Consider the following 25,277-nt stretch of genomic DNA (forward strand, 5'->3'; position numbering starts at 1 on the left):
AGATGACCCGTGAACCGTGAGATCGACCTCGACGAGGCCGAGCGCGTCCTCGAAAACCTGGTCGCAGGCCGCGCACAGAAGCGGGCCGACGACCTGCTGCCTGGCGCCGAACTCGTCATCGACGGCGGCCAACGGATCGCGCTGGCCAGGCACGTACGTCGGGACACGGACGAGCCCACCCTCTTCTGGATCCGGCCGCTGAGCGCGGCAGTCCAAGACCCGGAAACGCGGCTACCCGCCTTCGACCCGGCGAATGTCCGACGTCGGGCGCTCCACATCACCGCGGCATGGCGCGACGGCCCGCTGCTCCGGTTCGACCTTGTCGGTGGCGCGACGGTGACCGTGCAGCCGGCGCGGTCCAGCCGGCTCGCCGTCCTGCAGGACTTCGACACCTGGATGACCACGATCCCCGCTGGCGAGCGCGAAGGCCTCGAAGCGCTCGACCACGACTGAGCTTTCCCGCATCAAGCCGCTGATCACCGGGGCTTGTCTCGGGTATGAATGCGACTTCAGAACCTCAGCTGTGCGACGTCGAATGGGTCGCCGAACACCACGAGGCGCACGGTCAGCTGCTTGTTCGCGGCTCCTCACTCGGCGAGATCATCACGAAGGCGACCGGGGCGCTCGCGGGCCACTTCCCACCCGTGGGCCAGGCGGGTTTGCGTGTGCGGCCCGGGTGGTGGTGCGTGACCACCTGCGAGTGCCGCCGAGGGCTCGCGGTCTCGAATCATCCGGGGTGGCACTACCGCCGTGCACGTTCGAACGAAGCCGGCTCTTGGTACGGCGCCGAGATCCGGTTCGGCCTACGGGGCACGACGTTCACACGGTCGAGCGATGTGAAGGCCGCAGTCTCCGAGCCCATGTGACGATGATCGGATGGACCAACTGAGGGCGCCGACCGCTCGATGACCATCGACCTGCGCCTCGCCGTCGGGTTCGCCCTCGGCGCTGGGTTGGCTGCGGTATCGGCACTGCTGTTCCGCGCCACAATTAAGACGGCGCCAAAGCGTCCCCACTACGTCGCGATCGTGACCGCAGCCGCCATGGTCGGAGCGGCTGCCGCCGTTTGGCCGCCCAGCCTGGTCGCCGCAGGCGCCCTCCTCGCGATGATCGGCGTGCCGGCCGCCGCTGTCGACGTCGTCGAACACCGGGTACCGGATCGGCTCACCGCGCCCCTGACCGCGGGGATGGCCATCACGCTGGTCACCGGGGCGCTGATCACCGATTCGGCGCGGTCGTTGACCATGGCGCTCGTTGGCGCTGTGGTGTGGGGCGGCGTGCTGATGGTGTCGTTCCTCCTCACCGGCGATCCAGGGCCCGGCGACGTCAAGCTGGCGCCGAGCTTGGGGATGCTCCTTGGCCTGCTGGGATGGAAGTGGCTCCTGACCGGGATCGTCGGTTCCTACCTGCTGGCCGCGCTGGTCGCCGGGGTCGGTCTGCTCACGAAGCGTTGGAGTCTTCGCGACGGTCGGATGCCGCTCGCGCCGCCGATGCTGGCCTCCACCGTTCTGAGCGCGACGTTGGCTGCGTGAATCGAACGCACGGGGAGAACGCCATGTTCTGAGGGCTCAATACACCAGCGAAGGAGCCCGCCGATGTACGAACCTCCGTGGTACGACCAGGACCTCGAACAAGCCGCATCGAACGCGGCCCAGCGTTTCGACCTCGATGATGACCAGGCCCGTGGGTTGGTCGAGATGGTCGTCGACGCACTGGAAGAAGGTGGCGAAGCCGTCGGCGACGCGGCCTGGGATGTGGAGAACGAACATCCCGGCGTCCCAGGTGAGGACTTCGTTGAGGACGTCGCCGCGGACCTCGGTTACAAAGACCTGCTGTGAGCTGACCGGTTCAATATTCGGCGTCAGCCGCGCCCGGCTTCGGTAGCCACCGTTCCCGGCCGTCGCGCGGCTGTCCGCCGATGAATCCATCCCAGCAAACCACCTCGTGGGCCACGTCCGTACCGAGAAGCCGTGGATCCAAAGTGGACGAGGCGCGGTTGTACGTCAGCACCAGGCTGCTGCCCTGCGTAATAACCTCTGCCATCTGAAGATGGAAACGTGCCCACTCCAGATAGGTCCTGTACGACCTCTCCAGCTTCTTGGCCAGGCGACGATGGAAGCCTTTCCGCTTCCGCGGAACCTCTGTGAACTCGTCATAAAGCTCTTTGGCACGAGCGAAGAAGTTCTCGGCCGCGAGACAGTGATGGGCCGCCGACATGACGTCGTCGGTCGGGTTCGTTCGTTTGACTGCGATCATGATTTCCTGCCTTGTTGTCCAGATGGGGGAGTGTCGACCAGGTTGACCTTCTTGCCGATCCGGACGGGTGCGTCAGCCGGGCCGCGCCAGTGGCCGGACACGACTTTCCAGCGTCGGAGCGAGTGGTTGGGTCCGTATGCCTGCCTTCGAAGAAACGGCGCGACGGGGAAGCGGACACCTACGGTGCGCCCGGTCGGCTCGAAGGCCCGCGCCGGTCGAGGAGGGGTCTTTCGGCTGACAGAGAGCACTCGGACCGGGTCCGTGGAGTGACCGGCTCGCGCGGACCGTTTCCGCAACGTCTTTGGGAGGTGCTCGTCGGTTACTTCCGTGAAGCCGTTCGGCTGGCAGAAGATCCATCCGGCGTGGACTACGCGTAGCCAGTCGATCGTCGTCTTCGCGGCGGCGACCTTGGTGGGATCGAGGGATCGCCCGCCGGGCTCGTCGGGGACGACGGCTTGGGTAGCTCCCCAGGGCATGTAGATCTCGTTGTCCCAGGTCAGCTCCGCATTCTGTGTGTGCGCTAGCCGGGTCGCTTCGGCCGACGGGAAGCCCACCGCGCGGAACTTGGCGATGACCGCCGCGAAGTCGGTGGCGCTCCAGAACGTCAGCCAGAGCCCGCCGTCGGGATGGCTGATGAGGGTGGTTTCTCCCCAGGAGACGGCGACGATGGCGACTTCCTTGCCATCTTCTCTGGCGTAGGTTGCCAGCGGTTCGGCGAAGAGCATGAAGCCGGTCAGCGCGGGCAGGTCCTGAGGTTCGATGTCCCAGCGGTCCCGAAGATTCCGGGCGGCATGGTGAACGAGGGGCGTGATGTCGCTGGTGACGTAGAACAGTCGCGCTTGATGGAGCCGCCGGTACTCGTCCGCCAGCATCAGCTCGGCGCCGATGTCCGGATCACCGACCGGGCGAAGCGTCCCTCGCCCCTCGCGTATCAGCGCCGAAGTGAACAGGTGAGCGGCGAAGGTCGTGAGGTACTCGGCTAGATGCTCGCGCAAGGCGGGAAGCTCACGCGGCTCGGGCGGGCACCAAGCTGCGTCAGCGTGCTCGGCCATGGTGACGCCTCTCGAACCGCTTCCGAACAGTCAATGATCTGGGGTTGATGTGTCGCATCGTGCCTCCCAAAAACCTTGATTACTAAGTGAACAAGGTCAGGGTAAGCAAACTTTGCACACTTAGTCAACAAGGTTGGTTCGAGGCGAGACATGCCGCGATGCCGCTGGTCCGGGTTGGACGCGCAGGTTCCTGTTAGCTTCAGCCTGGTGAGCGGCGAAAACCATCGGGTGGAAGATGGCCGTCCGGCCGGCGAAGGGCTGACCCTTCGATACCTCGGAATGGTCGAAATCGGGGAGTGGTTCGGGGTCTCGCATCGAACGGTCGCCCTGTGGCGGCGCCGCTACGCCGCTGACCACCCATTTCCGGAGCCAGACGTCATCATCGGTCGGACACCTGGCTGGTCGCCTGCTCGCGAAGCGGAGATCCGGACGTGGGAGCAGGTGCGGCCGGGGCAGGGCGCCGGCGGCGGTCGGCCAAGGAAGGCGACCTAGCCGCTTTGCTCAGGCTGTGGCTCGTCCACGTCTTCGTTGGGGGCTCGAGGGCGGCAGGCGGCTGGTCATGCCCCTTGATCAGATGCTGGGCACCGCTAAGGAATAACTTTCTCGGCGGATACGTGCGGCCCTCGCCGGACTTGCGGTCCAGTATGCAAGCGTTTCGCCGCAGCGGCCTGCAGACTGTGATTGGCGTCCGTATGTAGGAACGCTATTGGCCCGGATGCCGGACGGAAGTGTCTCGTAGTGGGCTGCCCGAGTGCATGTGTAGCTGAATTCGGCTTCATACTTGACGGTCAGGGGCTGTTCTCGATAGGCAGACCTTGCTCATTCCATACGAGGGGGGCTGGGCGATCCGCATTTCGCTATGACTGCGTATTGATGCGTGGCCCCCGACGGGTGTGATTTTGTGTACGGGAGACAAGGACGATTAAGTCGAAGAATCGGCGTGGTGGCTGCACTCGCTGGCACTATCGTACTCGGCGCGCCCGAGGCTAGCGTTGCGCAACCGGCCGGCGCGTCTGGTTCGCAGCTTCGGGTAGTCATCACAGGGCTGGATGGAAACCCCTTGCAACCAGGGGAAACCTTTCCTGTTACGGCGGAGGGCAGGTTCGCGGCGGCCGCGGCGAAGGGTAACGAACCTTCGCGGGAGCAGGCCAGCCCTGAGTTTCAGGCTGCCACCGCTGCCCTGGCGAACCGGTCGGTCGACGAGCCGATGTCGGCGCAGGAGATTCCGCATTATCTCCTGGAGTTGTGTAAGAAAGACGCTCGTGCGGAAACTGCAACGGGACACGTTTTTCATCGCCTATTTTGGTGCCAACGCTACGGCTTGAAGGCGAAAGCGTATCGTGGCACCGTGCTCAGTGGTGAAGTCACCTTGAAATGGATCGCCGTGGCGATCGGGAACTACAAAATCCGCACGAACACGTTCATGCTGCAACCCACGTTCGCCGGCGACGGCTGGGGTGACTTCGGCAACGTCGCCACGACCTCGAGTACTGGGACGGAGAACCGCCACAGCCCGGCCCGGACTGGGTTAGCAGCAGCGAGGCTCTGGCTTGGTTCTCCACGGGCAGGCTCAGCATCTGGCGCACCATCAGGGAACACTCCCTCGGACACTTCGAACTGGGCGGCCCCGGCCTTTACCGGGTTCGGGCGCACACCGGAGATCGTCACGAGGTCCGGCAAGCCACAGACAAGGCGTCGCGCCAGAACGACGAAGGCTCGGGTGCGAGGACCACCCAAGTAGTCGAGCGGTTCCTTATCCGGTTCTGGCCGGCGCCCTCATCGGACACGCGCGACATGGTTGAGGCCCCAGGCAGTATCTATCCGGAGCACTCCGAACAGAACATGCTCGCACAGGCCATCCGCACCATCGGCACCAGCGACTTCGCCGAAGCCGTCGAACGGACCGAGCGAGTAAATCGCGGACCAGGCCAACATCGAAAGTGAGGGGCTGGTCGAGTCGTTCAGGCCACTCGACGCGGACATGCTACCCGCGGAGCGTATCTAGCCACGTCGGAGCTGAGTACCTGCACACAAATCACGAGGCCGACGTCGTCGGCAGGACACGAAAACCTGGTTTTAGAGCGTTCATGTGATGTCAGCTGATCGCGATGACTGCTGCGGGAAGATACTCACTTCACGGCTTCTTTGAGTAGATTGGCCCACTTGCGGACTGTTGCCTTGTCACCCTTCTTGAGCAGACGCATATGGGAAAGGCGATTCCGGATAGGGACGATCTGTTGAGAGAAGCGATCCCATGAGACCTTATCCCAGAAAAGCCCACCGAACCTGTCCGAGCGTACGACTTCGAGTAGTTCCGGGAGCGACAGCCACTCGATGGGATCACGTAGTTCAGCCACGCTGAGCGCACCAACGTAGGCATCGGAGCGCGCACGTCCCAGCGCCGTGGCGGCAGTGTTTTTGTGAAGGAGGCTCTTGCGCCAATTCTTCACGTTGGGCTCATTGATTGCGGCGTCTCGCAGAGCCTTGCGGATGCAACGCTCGATGTACCAGAGCCCATCGGTGACCTCGGCCAGGTCGGTCTGTGGCGACACATGGCTCGCCATGACGTCGCCGATGGCGTCCCTGAACTTCCACAAGAGCCGAGGTGTGGTGAAGGCGAATCCGCCGTCGACTACGTGGGCGAGACCTGCGCTGCGCAAGGCGTCCTGGGTGGTTGAGTCGCGGGGCCGACGCCTGCTGAGCTGGTCCTTTGACGATCCCTCCTCATCATCAGCGGGCTGCCGTCGACCTCGGATCACGCCTCCCTCTGGGTGAACTACTTTTGGGTAGCTAGTGGTACGCGTGTATCGCGTGAACAGTCGAGTGGCTATACCCAGATCCACAGTGGTTCGCCGGGTCTGCTGGCGAAGAGGTTGTTGCTCCGGTTGAAATGTCTATAGCAGAAAGGCTGTCAATAGACGTGGTGCAATTTCTTACAGGCGCACTGCCGAGTTGATCATTTCTGTGGATTCCTTCTCGGTCAGGGCAATCTCGCGGAGTTCGTTGAGCCTCCGCAGATACGGCACCATGTCTTCGGCCTCTTCGAGTACCAACATCGCAGTGGCGGTGTGAACGGCGAGGACCGAGTTGTCGTCGTAGTCCTTGAATAAACCGAATGCCGTTTGAAGGTCTTCGTCGAAGCTGTCGGAGGGAATGATATGCACGTGGCAGTGCGGGACCGTGGAGGTGATCACCAACTGAAGGAGTTGTTCATCCAGGACGCTGTGCATCGTCGGGTCGTGGAGAGCGATCTCGTCAATGTAGAAGGTGGCGTCGAAGCCATACCTCGCACCCTTGAGTACTTCCTGCCGCGCGAGCCGTGCCTGCACGGCTTCCTTCACGAGTGGATCCTTGGGGTTCCGGTTGTGTCGCAGCGTCACTTCCGCGTACTGCTCGCTCTGCAGCAAGGAAGGGATTCGCCGTGGTTCGTAGAACGTCATGGTCTTGGCGCTCGCGTGCAGGAAGTCGAAGGTCGGGAGCAGATCGGGCATGTTCTCCGGGTGGCGTTGGAGGTCGTAGCCGTTGGCCGGTGACTCGGCCAACTTCCTCAGGCGATCGAACTCGGCCGGTTCCGTCCCGGCTTTTGCCAGGTAGGTGACGATGTCCAGAGGAGAGCCTCCGCGCTGTCCGCTCTCCAAGCGCGAGACCTTCGGAGCTCCCCAGCCGAATGGGCGGCTGATATCGACTTGAGCCAAGTTGGAAGCTTCTCGTGCGCACCGCAACGCGGCACCGAGCTCTCGGCTTTTGGCTGTTGACTCCTCGGCACGCTTAGATCGTGCGGTTGGTTGAGGTGCCGATTTGAACACGACGGATCACTTTCTCAAGTCGGGCTTGGTCACGGCCACTGAGGACTTTGTGGCCAGAGTCGGTGATGGAGTTCGGAAGGGACGAGAGCTGCCAACGAGAGCCGCGCGGCGAGCACTTCCCTTGCCGCGACGTCAAACCGTTCGCACGGCCACTGCTGGCCGAAGCAGATTGAGCAGAGGAACGTGACGTCGGGGTCGGGCAGATGTGCGGTCAGGTCGCATACCGCGGATGCGACCTTGCCCAAAGGGCTGTCGCTGTCGACGATCACGCAGTTCCATGACCGGATCGATGGTGGTTCTTCCATGACCGGGTCACCCGCCTCGGCGTCGTCACGGGAATGGGTAAGTCTTGTTCGAGCTTCTCGGTAAGCCGCCTACGGCCTCCTGGTTCCCTGTGACAGCGGAAGTAGGGCTTCCAGGTACGGCCGTGGCTGTGGCGGGAGAACGATGACTTCGGTCGGCTCGTCGTTCAGCACCTCAGGCTCGGCCGAAGGCCATTCGATTTCCTCATCCTTTCGCTGCCGTCTGACCCTGGCGACGATCGCCAAAGCCGACCAGTACGGCTGCCCTCGGAACAGGTGGATTCGTCGGCGCCTTCTGATATGGCTGACGATGAGCCAGATCAGGCAGACGGTGACTGCGGCAGCGCTGACGGACCAGAACATCGACATGGCGGCCTCCTGGACGGCGTTCGCTTAGAAGCCTTCGCGAAGCCGGTAGGCCAGCCGGACGGAAACGCACGGCCAGACCTGTCCGCAGCACGAGCATCGGCCGTGGAGCGGGTCGGTGTCGGGGAAAGGCGCGTGTACGGCGAGATACAGCGTCAGCAAGCTATACAACTGGCCGGGTTCAGGGTCCTGTGATCGGTTGGCTCGCGATTTGGTCGGCCAGAACGGCGTCCGGCGCTTCGAATGGCGGCGCATCGAGTTCTTGCAGACGGTTGTCGTCATTGCTGACCTCCGGACGCGGGTGGTTTTCCTGGACTTTCACCACTCTGGCGTGGACGGTATAGTTACGTAACGGGGTAACGTCGCTACGTTTGGTATTTACCCTCATTTACCCCCTGGTAGAGCCGGAGACCACATGGCCGACGAGAGTGTCACCGCCGAGACGGCGCAAGCTCGTCTCGCTGGGGAGATCAAGCGGCTCCGGGGCGCGGCCGACCTGAGTCAGTCCGGCTTGGGTGAGCGGGTGGGCTACACCCGGAACTACGTCTCCATGGCCGAGCGGGCCGGTGGAAATCTTCCGTCGCAGAACCTCGTCGAAGCGCTCGATCAGGCCCTTGGTGCAGCAGGGTGGCTGTGTGCGCTTTGGCGTGAAGCCAAGGAGGAGCAACAGGTTCGTCGTCGCACGGGGCGAGTTACGGTCTTGACCAGTTCGCCAGAAGGGGTTGAAGATGCTGAGCTCAGCCGGCAGGCAGTCGCCGAGGACGCACGCGATGCCGCGCGGACTGCGCGCATGATCGCGTCTTCGGGAACGACGAACGAGGCCGTCGAGCAGTTCGATTCCGAGATCCGCAGGATCGCCGCGGCTTACATCTCCCGGCCGCTGGTCGACGTTTTCGCTGAAATTCGTGAGCTACGGCACGAGGTCTTCCGGCTGCTCGACAGCAACCGGATCCCGAACCAGCTTCGTGACCTCTATCTGCATGCGAGCAGGCTCGGCGGCTTGCAGGCACACGTGTCGCTAGACCTCGGCGACTACCGCGCCGCCGACATCCACGCGCAGACCGCGTGGCTGTACGCCAAACTCGCCGGACATCAGGACATGCTCGGCTGGATCAAGGCGCTCCAGAGCCTGATCGCCTACTGGGATGACCGGCTCGAGGACGCTGTCGAACGGGCACGGGAAGGTGCTTTGTTCCGGCCCCGTGGAACGACTGGAGCTCGTCTGGCGAGTCTTGAAGCGCGGGCCTGCGCGGCACGCGGTGACGAACAGGGAACGCTGACCGCGCTTGATGTCGCGGAGACCGCGCGCGCCGACGCGACCATGGACGAGTACTCCGGCGTCTTCACCTTTCCCGCGGCGAAGCAGTCGGTGTACGCCGGAACCACTCTGCTGACCTTGAAGAGCAGTCCGGCACTAGCGAAACAGGCCATCGGAAAGTCGCAGTTCGCGCTCGACGTCTATCAGGCGGCGGCCCCCGCCGATCGTTCCGCGGGAGACATCTTCGCTGCCCGCCTCGACTTGGCTGGCGCACATATGGTCCTGGGCGATCTCGACGCCACGCAGTCGTTCCTGGTTCCCGTTCTCGCCGCGCCTCAGGTGCGTCGAACGGCCAGCATCGTCAAGAGGGCCCGCGACATCGGAGATCGATTGAGCTCCACGAAGTACCTCACAACGGCTCGCGCCAAAGGGCTGCGCAACGAGATCCGGGAGTTCTGCGCGCCGCCACCCGCCCTTCCGCCGGGATCGACGGTGGTCACGAAGTGACGTCGCGACCTGAGGGCGTGGACACGACGAGCCGTGCCAAGCTCGCTGGAAGTGCGTACAAGGACGAGGCCGATCTCGCCGCACGGCAGTCGCTGTACAGCTGGCAGCAGCCGCGTTACGACCTGCCCGGCATCGTCCTCGAACATCTGCCGCCATCGGCGACGAGCGTGCTCGACCTGGGCTGCGGGAACGGGAAGTTCCTCGACCGCATCCGGCGTGAGCGTCCGCAGGCGCTCGTCATCGGAGCTGACATCTCGCCGGGAATCCTGGCGCCCCTGCCGCAGCCGACCGTAGCGGCGGACGCGGCGGCGCTGCCCTTCGTGTCAGGACGGTTCGACGTCGTCCTGGCGCTGCACATGCTGTACCACGTCGCCGACCTGCCTGCGGCGCTCGAAGAGATCCGCCGGGCGCTCGTTCCCGGCGGCCTCGCGTTCGTCTCGACGAACGCGCACAGCGACAAGGGCGAGCTGGACGACCTCTGGTCAGCGGCCGCCGGCGACGTCCTCGGCATCGACAACGGGCCGAGGCGGGTGGCGCTCAGCGAACGGTTCGCGCTCGAAGACGCGCCTCGCCTCCTCGAACCGTACTTCGAGCAGGTCACCACGGTCGACCTTCCCGGTGTGATCACTGTCCGCGAGCCCGATCCTGTGCTTGCGCACCTCCGTTCGTATCGGGCTTGGGCTGACGAAGGCGGCGTTCCGTTCGAGGCGACGATCGACCGTGCACAAGAGCTGCTCGTCCGGCATATCGACCGGTACGGCGAGTTCACGATCTCGTGCCGCGGCGGCGTCATCGTCGCTCGAAAGCTCCCCTGACCAGGCAACTCACAAGTTGATCACCTTGGGTAGTCAGGTACTACAAACGGGCGAAAAGTCGCTGATCGTGGTCACCTGACGACACTCCGGGCATACCGTGAGTTTCGGGAGAGGGACGAACGACCCGGCATGGTCAGTCCGGCGGGAGCGTGACTGCGCGACCGCATGCTGAGTTGTCGCCTGGGAGTTGCGTGTAGGGGGAACGGATATGGCGGAGCGCCGCCGTGCCGGCTTTGCCGTGCCATTGCGGAACCCGGAATTCCGGGCGCTTTGGGTCGCCGAGCTGCTGTCGATCGGCGGCGACCAGATCGCCCGGGTCGCGTTGTCGTTGCTGGTGTTCAAGGAGACCTCGTCCGCGGCGTTGACCGCGTTGACGTACGCCTTGACCTTCATCCCATCCGTGCTCGGCGGCTTCCTGCTGTCCGGTCTCGCCGACCGCTATCCTCGGCGAGCCGTCCTGGTTGTCACTGACGTCGTTCGCGCGGTCCTCGCTGCGGCGATGGCACTGCCAGGGCTACCGCTGCCTGTGCTGTGGGGGTGTGTCGCGGTGCTCAGCGCGGCGGCGGGCCCGTTCAAAGCGGCGCAGTCAGCGTTACTGCCGCAGGTCCTCGGACGCGAGGACTTCCCGGCCGGGCTCGCAGTGCGGCAGTTCACCGGTCAGGTCGCTCAGGTGGTCGCCTTCGGATCCGGCGGGCTCGTGCTGACGCTGATCGAACCGCATCTTGGAATGCTGGTGAATGCGGGCACTTTCGTGCTGAGCGCCGTGATCATCCTCAAGGGCGTGTCGTCGAGGTCGGTCAGCCGAACCGACATCGAGAAAGAGCAGCCGGCGCAAGCACCTGCCCGAACGTGGTTCCTGCTTTACGCCCTGGTCCTGCTGGTGGGCGTCTACGTCGTGCCCGAGGGCTTGGCGGTGCCGTACGGACACGCGCTGGGGATCTCCGCCTTCGGCATCGGCTTGCTGCTCGCTGCCGACCCGCTGGGAAGCGCCATCGGTGCCTGGCTCACCACGCGGTTTCGCTTGCCCGCTACGCCGCTCACCGCGTTGCTGTTCGCGGTGGTGGCCGGCCTGCCTCTCGCCGCCTGTGTCTTCGAACCGGGAGTGGTCACTTCGATCGTCCTTTGGGCAGCGTCCGGTGCCGTCTCGACCGCCTTCCTCATCCAGGTGCAGACCGTCGTGGTCGACCTGGTGCCGGATGCTCGGCGCGGGGGAGTGATGGGTCGGATGTCGACGTGCCTGCAGTGTTCGCAGGGCGTCGCGATCCTGGGCGGCGGGCTGGCCGCCCAGCAGCTCGGGCCGTTTAGAGCTGTTGCCGCCGCGGGCGCTGTCGTGATCGGAGCGGCGGCGGGGATCAGTGTGCTCTGGGCCCTTACCCGCTCCCGGCGGCGAGCCGGGAGCGAGCGTGGTGCAGCGAATGAGGACGCGCGAGATCACCAGTCCTTGTTGGTCATCGATGAACCCTCCTCCCAGCGAACGGACTGCCTGGACGGCCCACCCGCTGAGAACACCCCGACGACGGCGTCCGCCGGAGGACCGCCTGGGGACGCAAGCGACTCAAGTATGCAGGTCAGGGCCTCCAATGTGACCAGGGAGGCCTCCGGTGATACAGAACGTATTTGGAATGTCACACGGTGGAAGCTCTGGTCGCTGCAGGGACGGGTGATCACCTTCGTTCTGGCAGTCGAGATCGTCGCGGTCGTCTTCACGCTTCTGCTGGACGGGTTCACGCCGGTGAACCGATCCGATCTCTTCCGGTTCGGTGTCCTCGTGGTGCTCGGTCTCCTCGCGGCGGAAGTGACCCGGGCTGTCGAGCAGATGCGGCGCCGGTTCTCAGATACTCCGCACGTCAACATGAGCTCGGTCTGGACACTCGCGGCGGCCTTGCTGGTCACGCCGGCTTTGGCGGCGGCGATCGCGGTCATCCTCTATGGGCACATGTGGTGGCGCAGCTGGCGTCGAGTGTCCGGTATGTGCCTTTACCGGGTGGTGTTCAGCGCGAGTTCGGTGGTCATCTCCTGTTGTTCGGCCATCGCGGTGGCCCGCTGGCTCCCGTCTGTCCAAGCCCTCGAACGCATCGACGACGGCGCCCTGTTGGGTCTGGCCGTGGTGGTCGTCTGCTATTGGCTGGTGAACTCGGCATTGGTCGCCGGGGTGATCGCGTTGTCGCCTGGCAAGCGTTCGGTCGGGACACTGGTCGGCAGCTGGAGCGAGAACAGCCTCGAATTCGCGACATTGTGCGTCGGCGTCCTGGTCACGTTGTTGATGGTCTGGCATCCGCTCGCGCTGGTCTTCGTCATGCTGCCGCTGTATGTGCTGACGCGCAGCGTTCTCGTTCGGCAGCTCGAAGCCGCGGCGACGACGGACAGGAAGACCGGCTTGCTCAACGCGGAGACGTGGAAGACTCTCGCGGAGAACGAGGTGGCCAAAGCTCGGCATCATCATGCGCCGATCGGCGTGCTGATGATCGATGTCGACAAGTTCAAGTCGGTAAACGACACCTACGGAGACCTTGCCGGAGACAGGGTCCTGCGCGAGATCGCACAGGCGATCGTCGAAAACATTCGGTCGTACGACATCGCCGCGCGATTCGGAGGAGAAGAGTTCGTCGTTCTGCTGCCGAGCGCTGATACGGCGGCCTCGGTCGGCATCGCGGACCGCGTCTGCGAGGCGGTTCGCGGGATGAGGTTCGATGGCGAATTGGGTGATTTGCGCCTTAGTGTCTCAATTGGCGTAGCTTCCTATCCGGAAGCGGGTGCAACCCTCAACGACGTGCTCGTGGCGGCGGACAACGTCCTTTTCGCGGCGAAGGACGCGGGCCGAGACAGGGTTCGTTCGTTGATCCCGGATCCTCGCCGGACGTCATCCGCCAGGGCGTATTAAGCGCCTCGGCGGTCGGCCCCGTCAGCTTGGCGGTCCGCTTGATAAACCTGAGCCCACTCGGCCAGCGGCCGGACGGCGCGGAGCAGCGAGCGTCCCGTCGGGGTGAGTACATAAGAGACTGTCGCGAAGTTGCCCGATGCGGCGTGCCGTTCGATGAGACCGTCCTCGCGAGCGCGCTGAAGAGTGTCGCTCAGTACTCGATTCGACAGCATGCGATCTCGGTCGGTGCGCTTTTCGACGTCGTTGATCGCGGCCAGCAGTTCCTTGAACTGCGTTTCGCCGCGAGCAAGCCCGGCCAAGACGGCGACGGTCCACCTGCCTCTCAAGAGATCCAAGGCGATCTGAACGCTGTGCCGGTACGGCATTTCCCACCCGTCCATACCGACCAGCTAACACGATTCACTACCGCTTGCGCGCGAGCAATTCTACTTATTCCTACACCCGGACGAGTGACAAAGCCCCTGATGAGCCAAGGCTCACCCGGTGTTGAGCTTGCCCTCACCGGACCGGAAAGCGGTATTCCTGATTTGCCAGGAACGGACTGCCTGGCGACGCAGGAGAAAGAAACGAAGGCCGGCTGGACAACCTCCCCTCGCTCGAGGAACTCGCAAGCGCCTCGGGCAGTTCCAGCCGGCCTTCGCCTTCAGATAGGTCCACGGAGGGAGGCCGGATGTCAGCCGAATACGTTCTCGACTGCGGTGATCGAGCGAAGCTCCCCGCGGGCGAAGAAGATGAAGAACTGTTGAGCCGGTACGTCTGGTGTGACGAGTGCCGGATCTGGCGGCGCGTCATCGAGCAGGTGGATCTCTCCGACCTGGATGCCGAGGTCGGAGGATGACCGTCACCGATTTCACCGAGCGCTTGAGGAAGGCTCGACGACGTGTGTCCGATCCGAGGCCGCCGTCGAAGAGTTCGTCGCGTTGGCTCAACCTCGCCACGGTGGTCGTCGCCCTGGGGTTCGCTCTGGTCATCGTCCATCTCGTCGCGGTCCTCAGAGACAGGACGGTGCCCGCGCTTGTGCTCGCTAGGGATGTCGGCGCGACTCAGCCGTTCACCGAAGCAGACCTAGCCGCTGTCGACCTGGTCCCTGACCACGACGTCCGCTTCATCCGAGCGGCCGACCGAGCCGCTGTCATCGGTCGCGCGCCCGTCGTCGGCCTTCAGAAGGGGACGCTCCTCGCCGCGGCCAGCCTCATACCGGAGGGCGTGCCGGGAACCGGATTTCAGGTAGTCGGCCTGCGGGTCGAAGCCGGCAACCGACCGAGTCAGCCCCTTTGGCCGCATGCGCGGGTCTGTGTGTCGCCTCTGCCGCAACCGCTGCCCTGTGACTCGCTCCCGTCGGCGGGAAACGCGTTCGTCGCCAGGGTCGCTGGAGTCGGGTCACCTGACTCTGACGGGACGGTCGTGGTCGACGTGATCGTCGATTCCGAGCACATCGGTCCGGCTCTGGCCGCGGCCAGTGGGTCCGTGATCATCAGCCTCAGGGGAGCATGAAATGAAGTCCAAGTTCGTGATCGTCTTGCTCTTCGCGGCCACCACGGCCGCGTGCAGCGAAACTGGAAACCCGCCCTCGGCCACGTCGGCCACACCTCCGGCACCCCCGACATCCAGCCACGTCCCGACAGCTGAGGACGTGGCGAAGCAGAAAGCGCTTGATGCTTACGAAGGCTACTGGCGCGTCAGTACCGCTGCGGAGAAGGCGCCGCAATCGAAGGACTGGCGCTCAGCGCTGGGCGAGTATCTCGTCGACCCAGAGTTGACGCGTCACCTCGCGGAAATCCAGAACCTGGCCTCCGTGCCGTCGCATATGGAAGGTAACTATCGGCGTTCCCCTGCGGTGACCGCGGTGTCGCTCGACGAGCGCGACCCGAGGGTCAAGATCACCGACTGCCTGGATCGGGCTGGACTCCATCTGGTCAGCGACAAGCCGGGCGAGCAGGGGCGGGTTCTCGACAACCCGGACCAGCCGCGGCGGTACGAGTTCCGTGCCGAGGTAGTCCGATACGCCAGCCTGGACGACCGGTGGCTGGTCCAGGTCGTCGAAGCCGCCTTGGAGAAGCCATGCTGACGAATACGATCGGCTCGGCCCTGCTGGTGACCGCGATGGTCAACCCCGCGGCGGCGTGGGCTGGCCCGGAGCCAGGCCTAGGTGGTTGCCAATCCTCAGGGGTGCGCGGGACCTGCTGGGTCGGTGCGACGGATCCCGGCCGGCCGGGCCGCGAGGGAGGCCAGCCAGGGACCGGACCAGCCAGCTTGGGGAAGCGCGCCGGACCTGCTCCGCAATGCGTTCCGATGGCGATTCCCCAGCCGGCGGGCGGCGACCCGATGTGGGCGGGAAAGGACCCGTCGAAGGGGCGGCTGGTCGTGATGATCTGCGGCGTCGGCGGGCCCGGTGGTGGGTATCCCGGCGACGCTCGGGTGGCTTACGTGCCCAATGGAGCTGAGGCTCCCGTTGCCCCGCAGGTTTCGCCCGCCGAACTCGCTCGACAGGCGATCGACCAGATGGGACTCTCCGCGCCCGACATCAGGCTGGCGCCGCCCGCCGGTTCGCCATATGGAGCCACGATCGGCTTTCCGGTGTGGATGTGGAGCGCACGAAGCGAGGCCACCACCGGTCCGGTCACCCGGACGGCAACCGCCGGAACCGTCAGCGTGACGGCCACTGCCAAGCTCGCCCGCATCTCCTGGTCGATGGGCGACGGAGCGACGAAAGCTTGCGCTGGACCAGGCACGCCGTTCACCGAAGACAGAGCTGGTCTCGCGTCACCTGACTGCGGGCACGTCTACCTGACGAGGGCCTCTTCCGGCGCCTTCTCGATCGCGGCGACCGGTCACTGGGAGATCAGCTGGTCCGGCGGTGGGATGTCCGATTCCGAGGCGATGGACCTGACATCGAGTGCCAGGTTGCCCGTCCGCGAAATCCGCACGCTGAACTCCGGGGAGGACGGCCATGAATGACTCGGCTCAACTCGAGAAGCCGCCGCTCGCGCCGGAGGTCCGGCCACTTCGACGGCGCCCCTCGAAGTTGCTGATCCTCGTGGGTCTCGTACTGGCTGCGCTGTGCGCGACCGGGACCGTCTTCATCTACCGGAACGTCGACACGACGATCGCCGCGGTCGGTGTCGCTGCTCCTGTCCGATTTGGGCAGGTCGTACTCGACAACTCCGTGCGGGAGGTCCAGGTCCGACCTGATCCTGGCCTCACGCCAGTGCTGTGGAAGGACCGGTCGCAGTTCATCGGGCGGAAGGCCACGACGAATCTCTGGCCGGGGAGCGTGCTGACCGCGCAGGCCGTTGAAGGAGAGCTCCCGCCAAGGCCGGGAGAGCAACTGCTGGGTATCGCCGTCAAGCCGGCTCAGCTCCCGGCGACTCCGCTGGAGCCGTTGAAGCCTGTTCTCCTCGTTCCTTCCGGCCAGAGCGGCGCAGTGACCGAAACCTGGGAACCGGTGCAAGGGACGGTCGTCCGCGTCGGGGAGCGGGATCAGACCGGACTCCGCGTTGTCGACGTCGTCGTGGCCGAGCACCAGGGCCCGAAGCTCGCGACCAAGGGATCCGTGGGCACGGTCGCGATCGTTCTGCTGCCGGGGAGTTGAGCGAACCATGCTGATCACATTCACTTCCCTACGCGGAAGTCCGGGAACGTCGGCCGCGACGCTGGCCTTGACGTGGGCTTGGCCGCGCCACGCCGTCGCCGCGGAGTGCGATCCGTCCGGCGGCCAGGCGCTGGCGGTGTTCGACCCGGGCGGTTCGCTCGGCCACCGAGGGATGTTCGAGGCGATGCTGGCCGCGCGGACGATGCCGTTGCCGCAGGCGTTGTGGCAGCAGGCGATCACGCTGCCGGACGGCACCGGACGACACTTCCTCCTGCCTGGGCCGCAAACGACTCGGATCGCGGAAAGCCTGCAATGGCAGCGACTGGCGCTGGCGTTCCGGACCTGGGAGTCGGTCGACGTCCTGGCAGACTGTGGTCGGCTCCGTTCTCGCGGTATGCCGCATGCCGTCCTGGGGAACGCAGACCTGACGGTGCTGGTCGTACGCAACGACCGGCATTCGCTCCGAGCTCTGGCGTCCTCTGTGGACTTGATTCGCGAGGAGATCGGCCTGCTCGGTACAGCGGACGACGGCTTGGTGGTCGTTGTTGTGGCTGCTGCCACTGGGTTTCCACTCAAGGAGATCGAGAGGCAGTTCGCGAAACTCGGTCTGCCGGTTGTCGGTGAGATGCCGTGGGATCCGTCCTCCGCCACGCAGTTCACGGACACGTTCAGGCCAGGAAAACGCTTCGAGACCTCGTCGTTGCTTGAGACGTCCCGGAAGCTCGGCTTCGAAATCGGCAAGCGAGCCTTCACTCGGTCGCGAAGGCTTCGAGGGCGGGCGATTCCCGAGCAGGCACCCGCCAGGCAAGAGAGGCCACGACGTGAGCTCGTGCGGAGGCCGCCACCGCCCTCCGTTCCGCGGCCTGCCGCCTCTGCTGGCGAGGGGGACCGCCATGTTGGTTGAGCAGGACTTCGCGGGAGCGGACGAGCTTGTCGATCGTGTCCAACAGGCTCTCGCGAAGCAGGTCGAAGAAGAGATGGCACGCCATAGCGAGCCGGAATCGGGAAGTTTCGAGCGTGCGCTCGCAGGAAAACTGATCGACGAAGTCCTCTCGGCTGCGATCAAGGAGTGGGCTGGCCGAGGCAGGCCGTTCCTTGATCCCGGCAAGGAGTGGTTCGTCAAGCAGGCAGTGATGGCGGAGATGTTCGGCCTGGGACGGTTGGAACCGTTGCTGGCGGACGAAGGCGTCGAGAACATCGACATCATCGGCAATGAGCCCGTCTGGCTGTCCTACGCGGACGGCACGGTCATGCGGGCACCCCGGATCGCACCGACCGACGATGCCTTGCTTCGCTGGTTGCAGCGACTTGCCGCCCGTCACGGCCGGACCGAGCGGTCCATCAACAGCACGTCACCGCTGCTGAACATGGAGCTACCGGGCGGGGAACGCCTGGCCGCCACGATCGAGGTCAGTGACCGTCCGCATGTCTCCATCCGGCGGCATCGGCTGTCCAAGACCGGGCTGGCGGACCTCCGCAAGCGGCGGATGATCTCGACGGCGCAACTCGCACTCCTCCGCGCGGCGGTGCGAGCGGAGAAGAACATCGTCGTGTGCGGCAGGCAGCGGGCGGGGAAGACGACGCTTCTGCGGGCCCTCTGCTGGGAGATCCCTCCGGACGAACGGTTCGCGACACTGGAGACCGAGTTCGAACTCGGCCTGCACCGGCATCGCGATCGGTTTCCGGCCGTCGTCGCGTTCGAGGAACGGATCGGCAATTCGGAGCGGTCCGGCAGTACCGTCGCCGACCTGTCGCACTTGGTCTGGCAGTCGCTGCGCATGCACACCACGCGCACGATCGTGGGCGAGGTCCGCGGTCGCGAGATCATCCCGATGCTCGACGCGCTTTCGACGGGCGGATCGGGCTCGCTCTCCACCATGCACGCCCGCAACGCGGGGGACGCCATCAACCGAATGGCCCGCCTCTGCCTTGAGGGGAACTCGGCATGGACACCCGAGCTGGCGCACGAAACCGTGGCACATGCGATCGATCTCATCGTGCATGTGGAGCTCGTCGCTGACGGTAATAGCCTCGATCGCTACGTTGCCGAGATCGTCTCCGTCGAGGCCGGTGAGTATGGGCGACCAGCGCGGACATATCTCTTCCAACGTGCTGCAGGTCGCCGGTCGGTTCCTACCGGGAATCTGCCGACCGACATCGAGGACTACGAGCGCGCCGGGTTCGACCGGAACTGGCTGACCTGTGGCAGCGATGGGGAGTGGGCCCATGCCTGAACTCGTGCTGATTTTGCTCAGCGTCGGTCTCGTCGGCGGTCTGGCGCTCGTCGTCGCCGGAGCGTTCGGTGTCGGCCAACGGCGAAGGCTTATCTTCCAGCCAAAGGCACTCCGGCGGCATCGTGGCCTCCGTTGGCGAGGACCACTCGCACTGTCAGCCGGCGCTCTGGTCTGGCTCGTCTCCGGCTGGCCGATCGCCGGGGTGGCCATCACGGTCTTCATCGTCTTCCTGCCCTGGCTCTTCTCAGCGGGAGCGATCGCCAAGCAGCGCATCGAGCGACTAGAAGCCCTGGAAAGCTGGCTGCGTCGTCTCAGCGACGTCATGGCGGCGGGCAACACTGGACTCGTCAGCGCCATACAGAGCTCCACTCGCGAAGCGCCGACGTGCCTCGCCCGCGAGCTGACCACGCTGGCACATCGCCTGCGGACCTGGGACGTACAGGAAGCCCTGCTCGAGTTCGCCGACGACATCGACGACCAGATCGGAGACGCCGCCGTGGCCGGCCTCTGCGTCGCATACCGCCAAGGTTCAGGGGTCGCCGGCCTGCTGCGTGCGCTCGCTCGCCAGGTTGCCGAGGACATCGTCGCTCGCCGGACCGCGGAGTCCGAACGGGCCCGGAGGAGGTCTACCGCGCGGGTCCTGCTCGGCATCTGGGCGGCGATGTTCGTGGGGATCGCTCTCTTCGGTAGCTCGATGTACACCTCGGCCTATGCCACGCCGGTCGGGCAGGTTGTCCTGGCTGTGGTGCTCGGGTTGGTAGGTGCCTCCGCGGTATGGCTGCGTCAGTTGGGCCTCGAGCCGCCGGCAGCCCGGTTCCTCTCCGCACGGACTCGGCGGCGGACATGAGCACGCTCGGCCAACTCATCCTGCTGGCGCTGGGAATCGCCGGTGGCACGACACTGATCGTCGCGGCATGCGTGCCTGGACGTCTCCGGCTAAGCGATGTCCTGAACGGTCCGCCTGTCGTTTCGGACAGCTCGTCGCTGAATCCGGCCTTACGAGCCGTGATCCGGGTCGCCGACCGCTGCGGAGCGAGGACGCCAACCGCAGATCTCGACCTTGTCGGCCAGACACGCGAGTCCTTCATGCTGAAACGCATCGGCTATGCGTCCACAGGAGCCCTGGCGGTTCCGCTGACGAGCGTCGTACTTGCTGTCGTCGGCGCTGGGGCACCCGTTGTCCTGACAGGATTGATGTCGCTGTGCACGGCGGCATTCGGCTGGACGCTTCCGCGGCTCCTGCTGCGCTCTAAGGCCCAGAAAGCACGGGCCGCGTTCCGAGGGGCTCTGGTCGCCTACGCGCACCTCGTCGCGCTCGGGCGTCTCGGTGACCGCGGCCCGGTCGAAGCGATGCGCTACCCGGCTTCGTTGGGTGAAGGCTGGGCGTTCCACAGGATCCGGCTGGCGATGAACGAAGCGTCGCTGCGCGGCCGGATGCCGTGGGAGGGTCTTGAGCGCCTCGCCGACGAGCTGGGTGTCCGTGAACTCAGGGATCTCGGCCACATCATCACCAGCGCGAGCGAGGGCGGAGCGAGCATCGCCGACACCCTGCGGTCGAAAGCGGCATCGATTGCCCAGCAAGGCCTGGCGGACCAGAAGACCGGTTCGTCGATCCGTTCGGATCGGATGGACATGCCGATCGCCGTGATGGGCCTGGCGTTCATCGTCTTTCTCGCCTTCCCCGGCATCTTCACGATGCTCGGTACCTGAAACAGAGGAGAAGTCCATGCTCAAAACAGCGGTGGCTCACCTGCAGATCGCCGTACTCACGATCGGAACCGCCTTGCAGAAGCGCGGAGCGAAGTTTGCCCGTGAGGGTGAGCGCGGCGACGAGAACATCACCAAAGCCATTTACGCAGTACTCGGCCTCGTGCTGGCCACCGCGATCGCCGGGGCGGTCACGGCCTTCGTGAACGGCAAGCTCCCACTGATCGGAGGGCAATGAACCTCCGGCGCCGCACCGCCGAGCTGACCGGCGAGCGCGGCGACGAGAACGTGTCGGCCATCCTCGGCCTGGGAGCACTTCTCCTGGTCACGTGGTTAGTCTTGCAAGTCATTGTGCTTTTCCTGGGACGGAACGTGGCCTTGGAAGCGGCGCGGGACGGCGTCAACGCCGAGCGGCTGCCGCCCGTCGACTTGGCGGCCGCTGAACATCACGCCCAGAACTATGTCAGCCGGGTGACCGGCAGTTGGCTGTCCAATGTGAACGCCGATGCCTCCAGCGACGGCCGGAACGTCACCGTCATCGTCAGTGCCGAGGCCGCCTCGCTCATACCGTTCGCGCGGTTCTCGGTGAGCCAGCGTGCGTCTGGGCCGATCGAGCAGTTGACACCATGAAGCGTGGGGATCGCGGCGATGTGAACATCGAAGTCGTGATCGGCGTGTCGGCTCTGATCGTCCTTTTCGGACTCGCGCTGGTCGGGATGCGGGTCATCACTGCGGAATCCGCGGTGGACGAGGCAGCTCGCTCTGCCGCACGCGCGGCTTCCCTTGCCCGCGACGGCCATGCTGCGGCGTCGGTAGCCGAGGCGCGGGCGCGAGCTGTCATCGCTCAGCAGGGCTTGAACTGCGACAACCTCAACATTGCTGTCGATGCTCGAGACTTCGGCAAGCCGCTGGGCGAGACCGGCTACGTGATCGCCACCATCAGCTGTGAGATCACGTTCGGCGATCTCATGATCCCGGGTTCCCGACTCGCTGCTTCCGAGTTCCGATCACCCATTGATCGCTACGGAGCCCGTCGATGATCCGCTTGCGTGGTGAACGCGGGTCCGTCTCGGTGTGGCTGGTCGGATTAAGTATCGCCCTGATCATCGCGGTCGGGTGGGCGGTGGACGGCAGTCGCAAGGCCCAAGCCCATTCCGAGGCGACGTCGGTCGCCGAGGAAGCCGCGCGTGCAGCTGGACAGGCACTCCGCGTTCAGGCTCTTGCCACCGGCCAGGTCGCAGACGTCAACCCGCAGCAAGCCGTCGCCGAAGCAGAGCGCTACCTAGCAGCGACGGGCACTGCCGGAACCGTTGCCGTACAGGGCAACCGAATCGTCGTCGACACCACGATCACCAGAACCACCATCTTCCTCAGCATCATCGGAGTATCCGAGTTCTCCGTGCGCGGCCACGGCGCCGCCGATCTGGTCTCCGACGGATAGGGAGCATCGCTATGAGAAGGCTCGTGCGAATCCTCCTCGGAGTCATGGGACTCGCTCTGCTCATCGTCGGGCCACCGCTCCTCCTTTGGACGTTCAAGTCGGCATTCCTGCCAGACCACGTGCCGGCCTTCCCCGATGTCGTCGGCTGGATCACCGAGCGAGACACCGGTCAGGTCTTCCTGCTCGTGGTGGCGGTGGCCGGGGTGATCGCCTGGTTGCAGCTCGTCGTCGCCGTCGTGCTCGAATGCGTCGCACTCGCGCATGGAGTAGCAGCGCCGCGATTGCCCGGATTCCGCTGGGCTCAACGACTCGTAGCCGGTGTCCTCTTCGGTCTGGTGGTCGGTACGACGGCTGCGGAGGCGTCGCAGCCTGCTGCCCCGGCCAGCATCGTCGCCCCGCAGGTCTCCGAACAGAGAAGCCCCCAGGCCGCGGAGGACGCCGATCCTCCGGTGGCCGACGGGTACACGGTTGTTCCCGGCGACTCGCTGATGAGCATCGCGGCTGAGCAGCTCGGCGACGAGAGTCGCTACCAGGAGATCTTCAATCTGAACCGGGGCCGACGTCAGGCAGACGGGGCGGCTCTCCGAAGCGTCGACTTGATCAAGCCCGGTTGGCGTCTCGCGCTGCCTACCGAGTCGCAGTGCGTCGAAGTCGTCGTCGGCGCAGGTGACACGCTGACTCAGATCGCTCAGAAGCACCTCGGCTCCGCGTCCCGGTACGTCGAGATCTTCGAACTCAACCGAGGTCGGCCACTGCCTGGCGGCCGGGTCTTGGACGACCCGGATCGGATCTATCCCGGCGATGTCCTCCAACTTCCCGGAGCGGCAACGCCTGCACACGGTGGGGGAGCAGCGTCTGGAGGCTCGACTTCGGCTCAGATCGCTCCACCTGGCTGTGGGCCAGAGCCGGCACCGCCAGCTGCCCGGCCCGCGGAACCGACTTCGCCTTTGCCGGAGCGAGTGCCAGCGCCGCCCCCTGCTCCGGCGCCCGTCGAGGTCGCTCCTGAGAGCGACGACAGCGTCGTACCCCTCGTCGCCGTCGGGCTCGGAGGGCTTCTTGCCGCCGGCGTTCTGGCGAGGCTCGCGCGGCACAGGATGCTCGCTCAACGCCGTCGTCGTCCTGGACAACGCATCCGCCGCCCACCGCCCACAGATCTGGAGACCGCACTCAGGAAATCCGAAGAACCTGCCACCGCCGAAGCTCTCGACGTCGCGCTACGCAGTCTCGCCTATCGCACCCGCGAGGAGGGCACCTCGCTGCCCGCCGTCCGGTCCGCGGTCGTAGGCAGCCGTGGTGTGGTCCTGTACCCGCACGAAAACAGCGAATCCTTCACCGAGTCGCTAGATGTAAATGAGCTGGGTAGCGTGCCGGCACCATATCCAGCGCTTGTCACCGTCGGCCACGATCCTCGCCGTGACCTTGTCATGGTCAACCTCGCGGAGATCGGCACGATCACGCTCGACGGCGCTGAGGAAGAAATCGAGCCTGTCCTGTTGGCCATGGCCTGGGAACTGGCGACGTCTGCTTGGTCCAAGTCCGTCCCCGTGGCGATGGTCGGCTTCGGTCATTCAACCGCCGCGAACAATCCAGAGCGCTTCCGTCACTTCAATTCGGCGGACGAGCTCTCCGGGGCGGAGTTGTCAACGGCCGTCATCCTGTCCGCTGATCCTTTCGACGTGGAGCAGCATGAGTGCCTTGCTGCTGTGGTTGCCGCGGGCGCGGCGGCCCCGGATGGCTGGAAGGTCGATGTTTCCGCGAAGTCCACGGTGATCCACGACCTCGGCGTCGAAGTCGAGCTTCAGCGCCTGACCGTCGATCAGGCAGAAGAACTCATCGCGACACTGACTGCCGAGGTCAAGGCCGAACAGGTGCCCGCAGACGACTATCCAGATGTTCCATTCGAACCGCGATCGGCAATTGGGCCCGAGCTGAGACTCCTCGGACCGGTCGGATTGCACAACGTCGACCCGACGAAGGTCGAAGGCAAGAAGATCAACCGGCTCACGGAACTCGCTGCGTTCCTGCTCCTTCACCCAGGCGCGACCGCCGACGAAATCTCGCGACAGCTCGGGACGGACACCCGTCCCTGGTCGGCGGCAACCCGCCAGGGGTACATCTCCCGGCTGCGGACCTGGCTCGGCCACGACGAAAACGGCGACCTCTACCTCCCGAATCTCGAGGCCAACGGAGGTGGCTACCGCCTGTCGAAGTCGATGACCAGTGACTGGCATCAGTTCCGGCAACTCGCCAGGCCCGATCCGAACCATGGCGGACCAGATCAGCGGGCTCGCCTCGAAGCAGCGCTCGAACTTGTCAGCGGCATGCCCTTCAGCAACATCGGCCCAGGCCGATACGCTTGGAACTCCTGGCACCAGCGAGAAATGATCGACGCCATCGTCGACGTCGCCCACGCTCTGGCCGACACCTGCCAGAAAGCCGGTGACCTAACCGCGGGCCGGCGCGCGATCCTGCGAGGCCTCCTCGCCGACCCAGTGAGCGAACTCCTCTATCGCGACCTTCTTCACGTGGAGCACCGAGCGGGAAACCTTGCCGCCGTAAAGGCCACGGCGGACAAGCTGGTCGATATCGCGGGTGCACTCGAGGTCGACCTCGAAGAGGAATCCGCCGCACTCGTGGAAACCCTGCTCGGTCCCGGTGAAGGCAGACTCACCCGGGATCTACCTTGCACTCACCCGAATACGTCGCGATAGGCATGGTCTCACCTTCATTCGGAGGCGAGGGAATCCAAGGAGAAACATGTCTGTCGTGACAAGAATTCTTATCGCTGGTCTCGTATGTGCGGCCGCTGTGGGATTTGGTGGAACTGAAGTATCGGCGTCCCCACGCGAGGAGCGCTACCAGTGCATCATCCAGGACAACACGCCGCTGTGGTACCACGGTGTGATCCTTCGGTTCGCTAACAAAGGGCAGGGTCTATACGACATTCACGACTTCGGTGGGCTTCAGATCTGGGCAACTCTCTGGGGAGGTGGCATGTCATACCAAATCGACCGGTGGAACGTCGGCTGGTGCTAATGGGCGTGCGGGAAACTTTCCGGT

28 protein-coding genes are annotated in these 25,277 nt (G+C 65.0%); 21 read left to right on the forward strand and 7 right to left on the reverse strand.

Going from position 1 to position 25,277, the window contains the following annotated elements; all coding sequences use genetic code 11:
- The first annotated feature begins 9 nt into the window (after window positions 1–9).
- From NQK81_RS34805 to NQK81_RS34815, 3 genes are all read left to right on the forward strand, one after another.
- Window positions 10–453, forward strand: a complete 444-nt coding sequence (locus NQK81_RS34805; protein ID WP_257484840.1) for a hypothetical protein — start codon at window positions 10–12, stop codon at window positions 451–453.
- 452 nt (window positions 454–905) lie between these two features.
- Window positions 906–1,532 (forward strand): prepilin peptidase, encoded by a 627-nt coding sequence (locus tag NQK81_RS34810; protein ID WP_257484841.1) that lies wholly within the window; start codon window positions 906–908, stop codon window positions 1,530–1,532.
- A gap of 63 nt (window positions 1,533–1,595) precedes the next feature.
- Window positions 1,596–1,838, forward strand: coding sequence for a hypothetical protein (locus NQK81_RS34815; protein WP_257484842.1), 243 nt, complete (start codon window positions 1,596–1,598; stop codon window positions 1,836–1,838).
- A gap of 10 nt (window positions 1,839–1,848) precedes the next feature.
- On the opposite strand, the gene NQK81_RS34820 is transcribed toward NQK81_RS34815, so the two are convergent.
- From NQK81_RS34820 to NQK81_RS34840, 5 genes are all read right to left on the reverse strand, one after another.
- The gene (locus tag NQK81_RS34820) at window positions 1,849–2,256 is read right to left on the reverse strand and encodes a hypothetical protein (protein ID WP_257484843.1); all 408 of its coding nucleotides are present in this window, start codon (window positions 2,254–2,256) and stop codon (window positions 1,849–1,851) included.
- A complete protein-coding gene (locus NQK81_RS34825; RefSeq protein WP_257484844.1) occupies window positions 2,253–3,308 on the reverse strand; it encodes a hypothetical protein in 1,056 nt (351 codons plus the stop codon). Before NQK81_RS34825 ends, NQK81_RS34820 begins: the two co-directional genes overlap by 4 nt.
- Window positions 3,309–5,437: 2,129 nt before the next feature.
- The gene (locus tag NQK81_RS34830) at window positions 5,438–5,968 is read right to left on the reverse strand and encodes a hypothetical protein (RefSeq protein WP_257484845.1); all 531 of its coding nucleotides are present in this window, start codon (window positions 5,966–5,968) and stop codon (window positions 5,438–5,440) included.
- Window positions 5,969–6,241: 273 nt separating this feature from the next.
- The gene (locus NQK81_RS34835; RefSeq protein WP_257484846.1) at window positions 6,242–7,003 is read right to left on the reverse strand and encodes a DUF5753 domain-containing protein; all 762 of its coding nucleotides are present in this window, start codon (window positions 7,001–7,003) and stop codon (window positions 6,242–6,244) included.
- Window positions 7,004–7,143: 140 nt separating this feature from the next.
- A complete protein-coding gene (locus tag NQK81_RS34840) occupies window positions 7,144–7,383 on the reverse strand; it encodes a hypothetical protein (RefSeq protein WP_192742959.1) in 240 nt (79 codons plus the stop codon).
- Window positions 7,384–7,561: 178 nt separating this feature from the next.
- Between NQK81_RS34840 and NQK81_RS34845 the strand changes: the two genes are divergently transcribed.
- Complete coding sequence (locus NQK81_RS34845; protein ID WP_192742958.1) at window positions 7,562–7,813, forward strand: hypothetical protein; 252 nt, start codon at window positions 7,562–7,564, stop codon at window positions 7,811–7,813.
- 150 nt (window positions 7,814–7,963) lie between these two features.
- Here the strand turns inward: NQK81_RS34845 and NQK81_RS34850 are convergent, their stop codons facing one another.
- Window positions 7,964–8,107 (reverse strand): hypothetical protein, encoded by a 144-nt coding sequence (locus NQK81_RS34850; RefSeq protein WP_257484847.1) that lies wholly within the window; start codon window positions 8,105–8,107, stop codon window positions 7,964–7,966.
- Window positions 8,108–8,197: 90 nt separating this feature from the next.
- On the opposite strand from NQK81_RS34850, the gene NQK81_RS34855 reads away from it, so the two are divergent.
- The 3 genes from NQK81_RS34855 (at window position 8,198) to NQK81_RS34865 (ending at window position 13,243) form a co-directional block, all read left to right on the forward strand.
- Window positions 8,198–9,547 carry a helix-turn-helix domain-containing protein gene (locus NQK81_RS34855; protein ID WP_257484848.1) on the forward strand — a complete coding sequence of 450 codons (1,350 nt, stop codon included), beginning with the start codon at window positions 8,198–8,200 and terminating at the stop codon, window positions 9,545–9,547.
- Window positions 9,544–10,362 carry a class I SAM-dependent methyltransferase gene (locus NQK81_RS34860; protein ID WP_257484849.1) on the forward strand — a complete coding sequence of 273 codons (819 nt, stop codon included), beginning with the start codon at window positions 9,544–9,546 and terminating at the stop codon, window positions 10,360–10,362. Before NQK81_RS34855 ends, NQK81_RS34860 begins: the two co-directional genes overlap by 4 nt.
- A gap of 208 nt (window positions 10,363–10,570) precedes the next feature.
- The gene (locus tag NQK81_RS34865) at window positions 10,571–13,243 is read left to right on the forward strand and encodes an MFS transporter (RefSeq protein WP_257484850.1); all 2,673 of its coding nucleotides are present in this window, start codon (window positions 10,571–10,573) and stop codon (window positions 13,241–13,243) included.
- Here the strand turns inward: NQK81_RS34865 and NQK81_RS34870 are convergent.
- A complete protein-coding gene (locus tag NQK81_RS34870; protein ID WP_257484851.1) occupies window positions 13,240–13,623 on the reverse strand; it encodes a winged helix-turn-helix transcriptional regulator in 384 nt (127 codons plus the stop codon). The two genes, NQK81_RS34865 and NQK81_RS34870, sit on opposite strands and share 4 nt — an antisense overlap.
- A 290-nt stretch (window positions 13,624–13,913) precedes the next feature.
- Between NQK81_RS34870 and NQK81_RS34875 the strand changes: the two genes are divergently transcribed.
- The 14 genes from NQK81_RS34875 (at window position 13,914) to NQK81_RS34940 (ending at window position 24,928) form a co-directional block, all read left to right on the forward strand.
- Window positions 13,914–14,081 (forward strand): hypothetical protein, encoded by a 168-nt coding sequence (locus NQK81_RS34875; RefSeq protein WP_257484852.1) that lies wholly within the window; start codon window positions 13,914–13,916, stop codon window positions 14,079–14,081.
- Window positions 14,078–14,737: a hypothetical protein gene (locus NQK81_RS34880; protein ID WP_257484853.1), complete on the forward strand. Its 660-nt coding sequence runs from the start codon at window positions 14,078–14,080 to the stop codon at window positions 14,735–14,737. The genes NQK81_RS34875 and NQK81_RS34880 overlap by 4 nt, the downstream gene beginning before the upstream one ends.
- Window position 14,738: 1 nt before the next feature.
- Window positions 14,739–15,311 (forward strand): hypothetical protein, encoded by a 573-nt coding sequence (locus tag NQK81_RS34885; protein WP_225949296.1) that lies wholly within the window; start codon window positions 14,739–14,741, stop codon window positions 15,309–15,311.
- Window positions 15,312–15,535: 224 nt separating this feature from the next.
- On the forward strand, window positions 15,536–16,201 hold the full coding sequence (locus tag NQK81_RS34890) for a hypothetical protein (protein WP_257484854.1): 666 nt from the start codon (window positions 15,536–15,538) through the stop codon (window positions 16,199–16,201).
- Window positions 16,194–16,835: a flagellar biosynthesis protein FlgA gene (locus NQK81_RS34895; RefSeq protein WP_257484855.1), complete on the forward strand. Its 642-nt coding sequence runs from the start codon at window positions 16,194–16,196 to the stop codon at window positions 16,833–16,835. The genes NQK81_RS34890 and NQK81_RS34895 overlap by 8 nt, the downstream gene beginning before the upstream one ends.
- Before the next feature lie 7 nt (window positions 16,836–16,842).
- The gene (locus tag NQK81_RS34900) at window positions 16,843–17,739 is read left to right on the forward strand and encodes a CpaE/TadZ family protein (protein WP_257484856.1); all 897 of its coding nucleotides are present in this window, start codon (window positions 16,843–16,845) and stop codon (window positions 17,737–17,739) included.
- Entirely contained in the window at window positions 17,729–19,069 is a 1,341-nt protein-coding gene (locus NQK81_RS34905) for a TadA family conjugal transfer-associated ATPase (RefSeq protein ID WP_257484857.1), read from the forward strand. The genes NQK81_RS34900 and NQK81_RS34905 overlap by 11 nt, the downstream gene beginning before the upstream one ends.
- Window positions 19,062–19,916 carry a type II secretion system F family protein gene (locus NQK81_RS34910; protein ID WP_257484858.1) on the forward strand — a complete coding sequence of 285 codons (855 nt, stop codon included), beginning with the start codon at window positions 19,062–19,064 and terminating at the stop codon, window positions 19,914–19,916. The genes NQK81_RS34905 and NQK81_RS34910 overlap by 8 nt, the downstream gene beginning before the upstream one ends.
- Window positions 19,913–20,779 (forward strand): type II secretion system F family protein, encoded by an 867-nt coding sequence (locus tag NQK81_RS34915; protein ID WP_257484859.1) that lies wholly within the window; start codon window positions 19,913–19,915, stop codon window positions 20,777–20,779. The genes NQK81_RS34910 and NQK81_RS34915 overlap by 4 nt, the downstream gene beginning before the upstream one ends.
- Before the next feature lie 16 nt (window positions 20,780–20,795).
- Window positions 20,796–21,014, forward strand: a complete 219-nt coding sequence (locus NQK81_RS34920) for a hypothetical protein (RefSeq protein ID WP_257484860.1) — start codon at window positions 20,796–20,798, stop codon at window positions 21,012–21,014.
- Window positions 21,011–21,406 (forward strand): hypothetical protein, encoded by a 396-nt coding sequence (locus NQK81_RS34925; RefSeq protein ID WP_192742948.1) that lies wholly within the window; start codon window positions 21,011–21,013, stop codon window positions 21,404–21,406. Before NQK81_RS34920 ends, NQK81_RS34925 begins: the two co-directional genes overlap by 4 nt.
- On the forward strand, window positions 21,403–21,816 hold the full coding sequence (locus NQK81_RS34930; protein ID WP_257484861.1) for a hypothetical protein: 414 nt from the start codon (window positions 21,403–21,405) through the stop codon (window positions 21,814–21,816). Before NQK81_RS34925 ends, NQK81_RS34930 begins: the two co-directional genes overlap by 4 nt.
- Entirely contained in the window at window positions 21,813–22,217 is a 405-nt protein-coding gene (locus NQK81_RS34935) for a pilus assembly protein TadG-related protein (protein ID WP_257484862.1), read from the forward strand. The genes NQK81_RS34930 and NQK81_RS34935 overlap by 4 nt, the downstream gene beginning before the upstream one ends.
- A gap of 44 nt (window positions 22,218–22,261) precedes the next feature.
- Complete coding sequence (locus tag NQK81_RS34940) at window positions 22,262–24,928, forward strand: LysM peptidoglycan-binding domain-containing protein (RefSeq protein WP_257484863.1); 2,667 nt, start codon at window positions 22,262–22,264, stop codon at window positions 24,926–24,928.
- Window positions 24,929–25,277 lie beyond the last annotated feature (349 nt).

Source organism: Amycolatopsis roodepoortensis (genome assembly GCF_024628825.1).
GTDB classification, from domain to species: domain Bacteria; phylum Actinomycetota; class Actinomycetes; order Mycobacteriales; family Pseudonocardiaceae; genus Amycolatopsis; species Amycolatopsis roodepoortensis.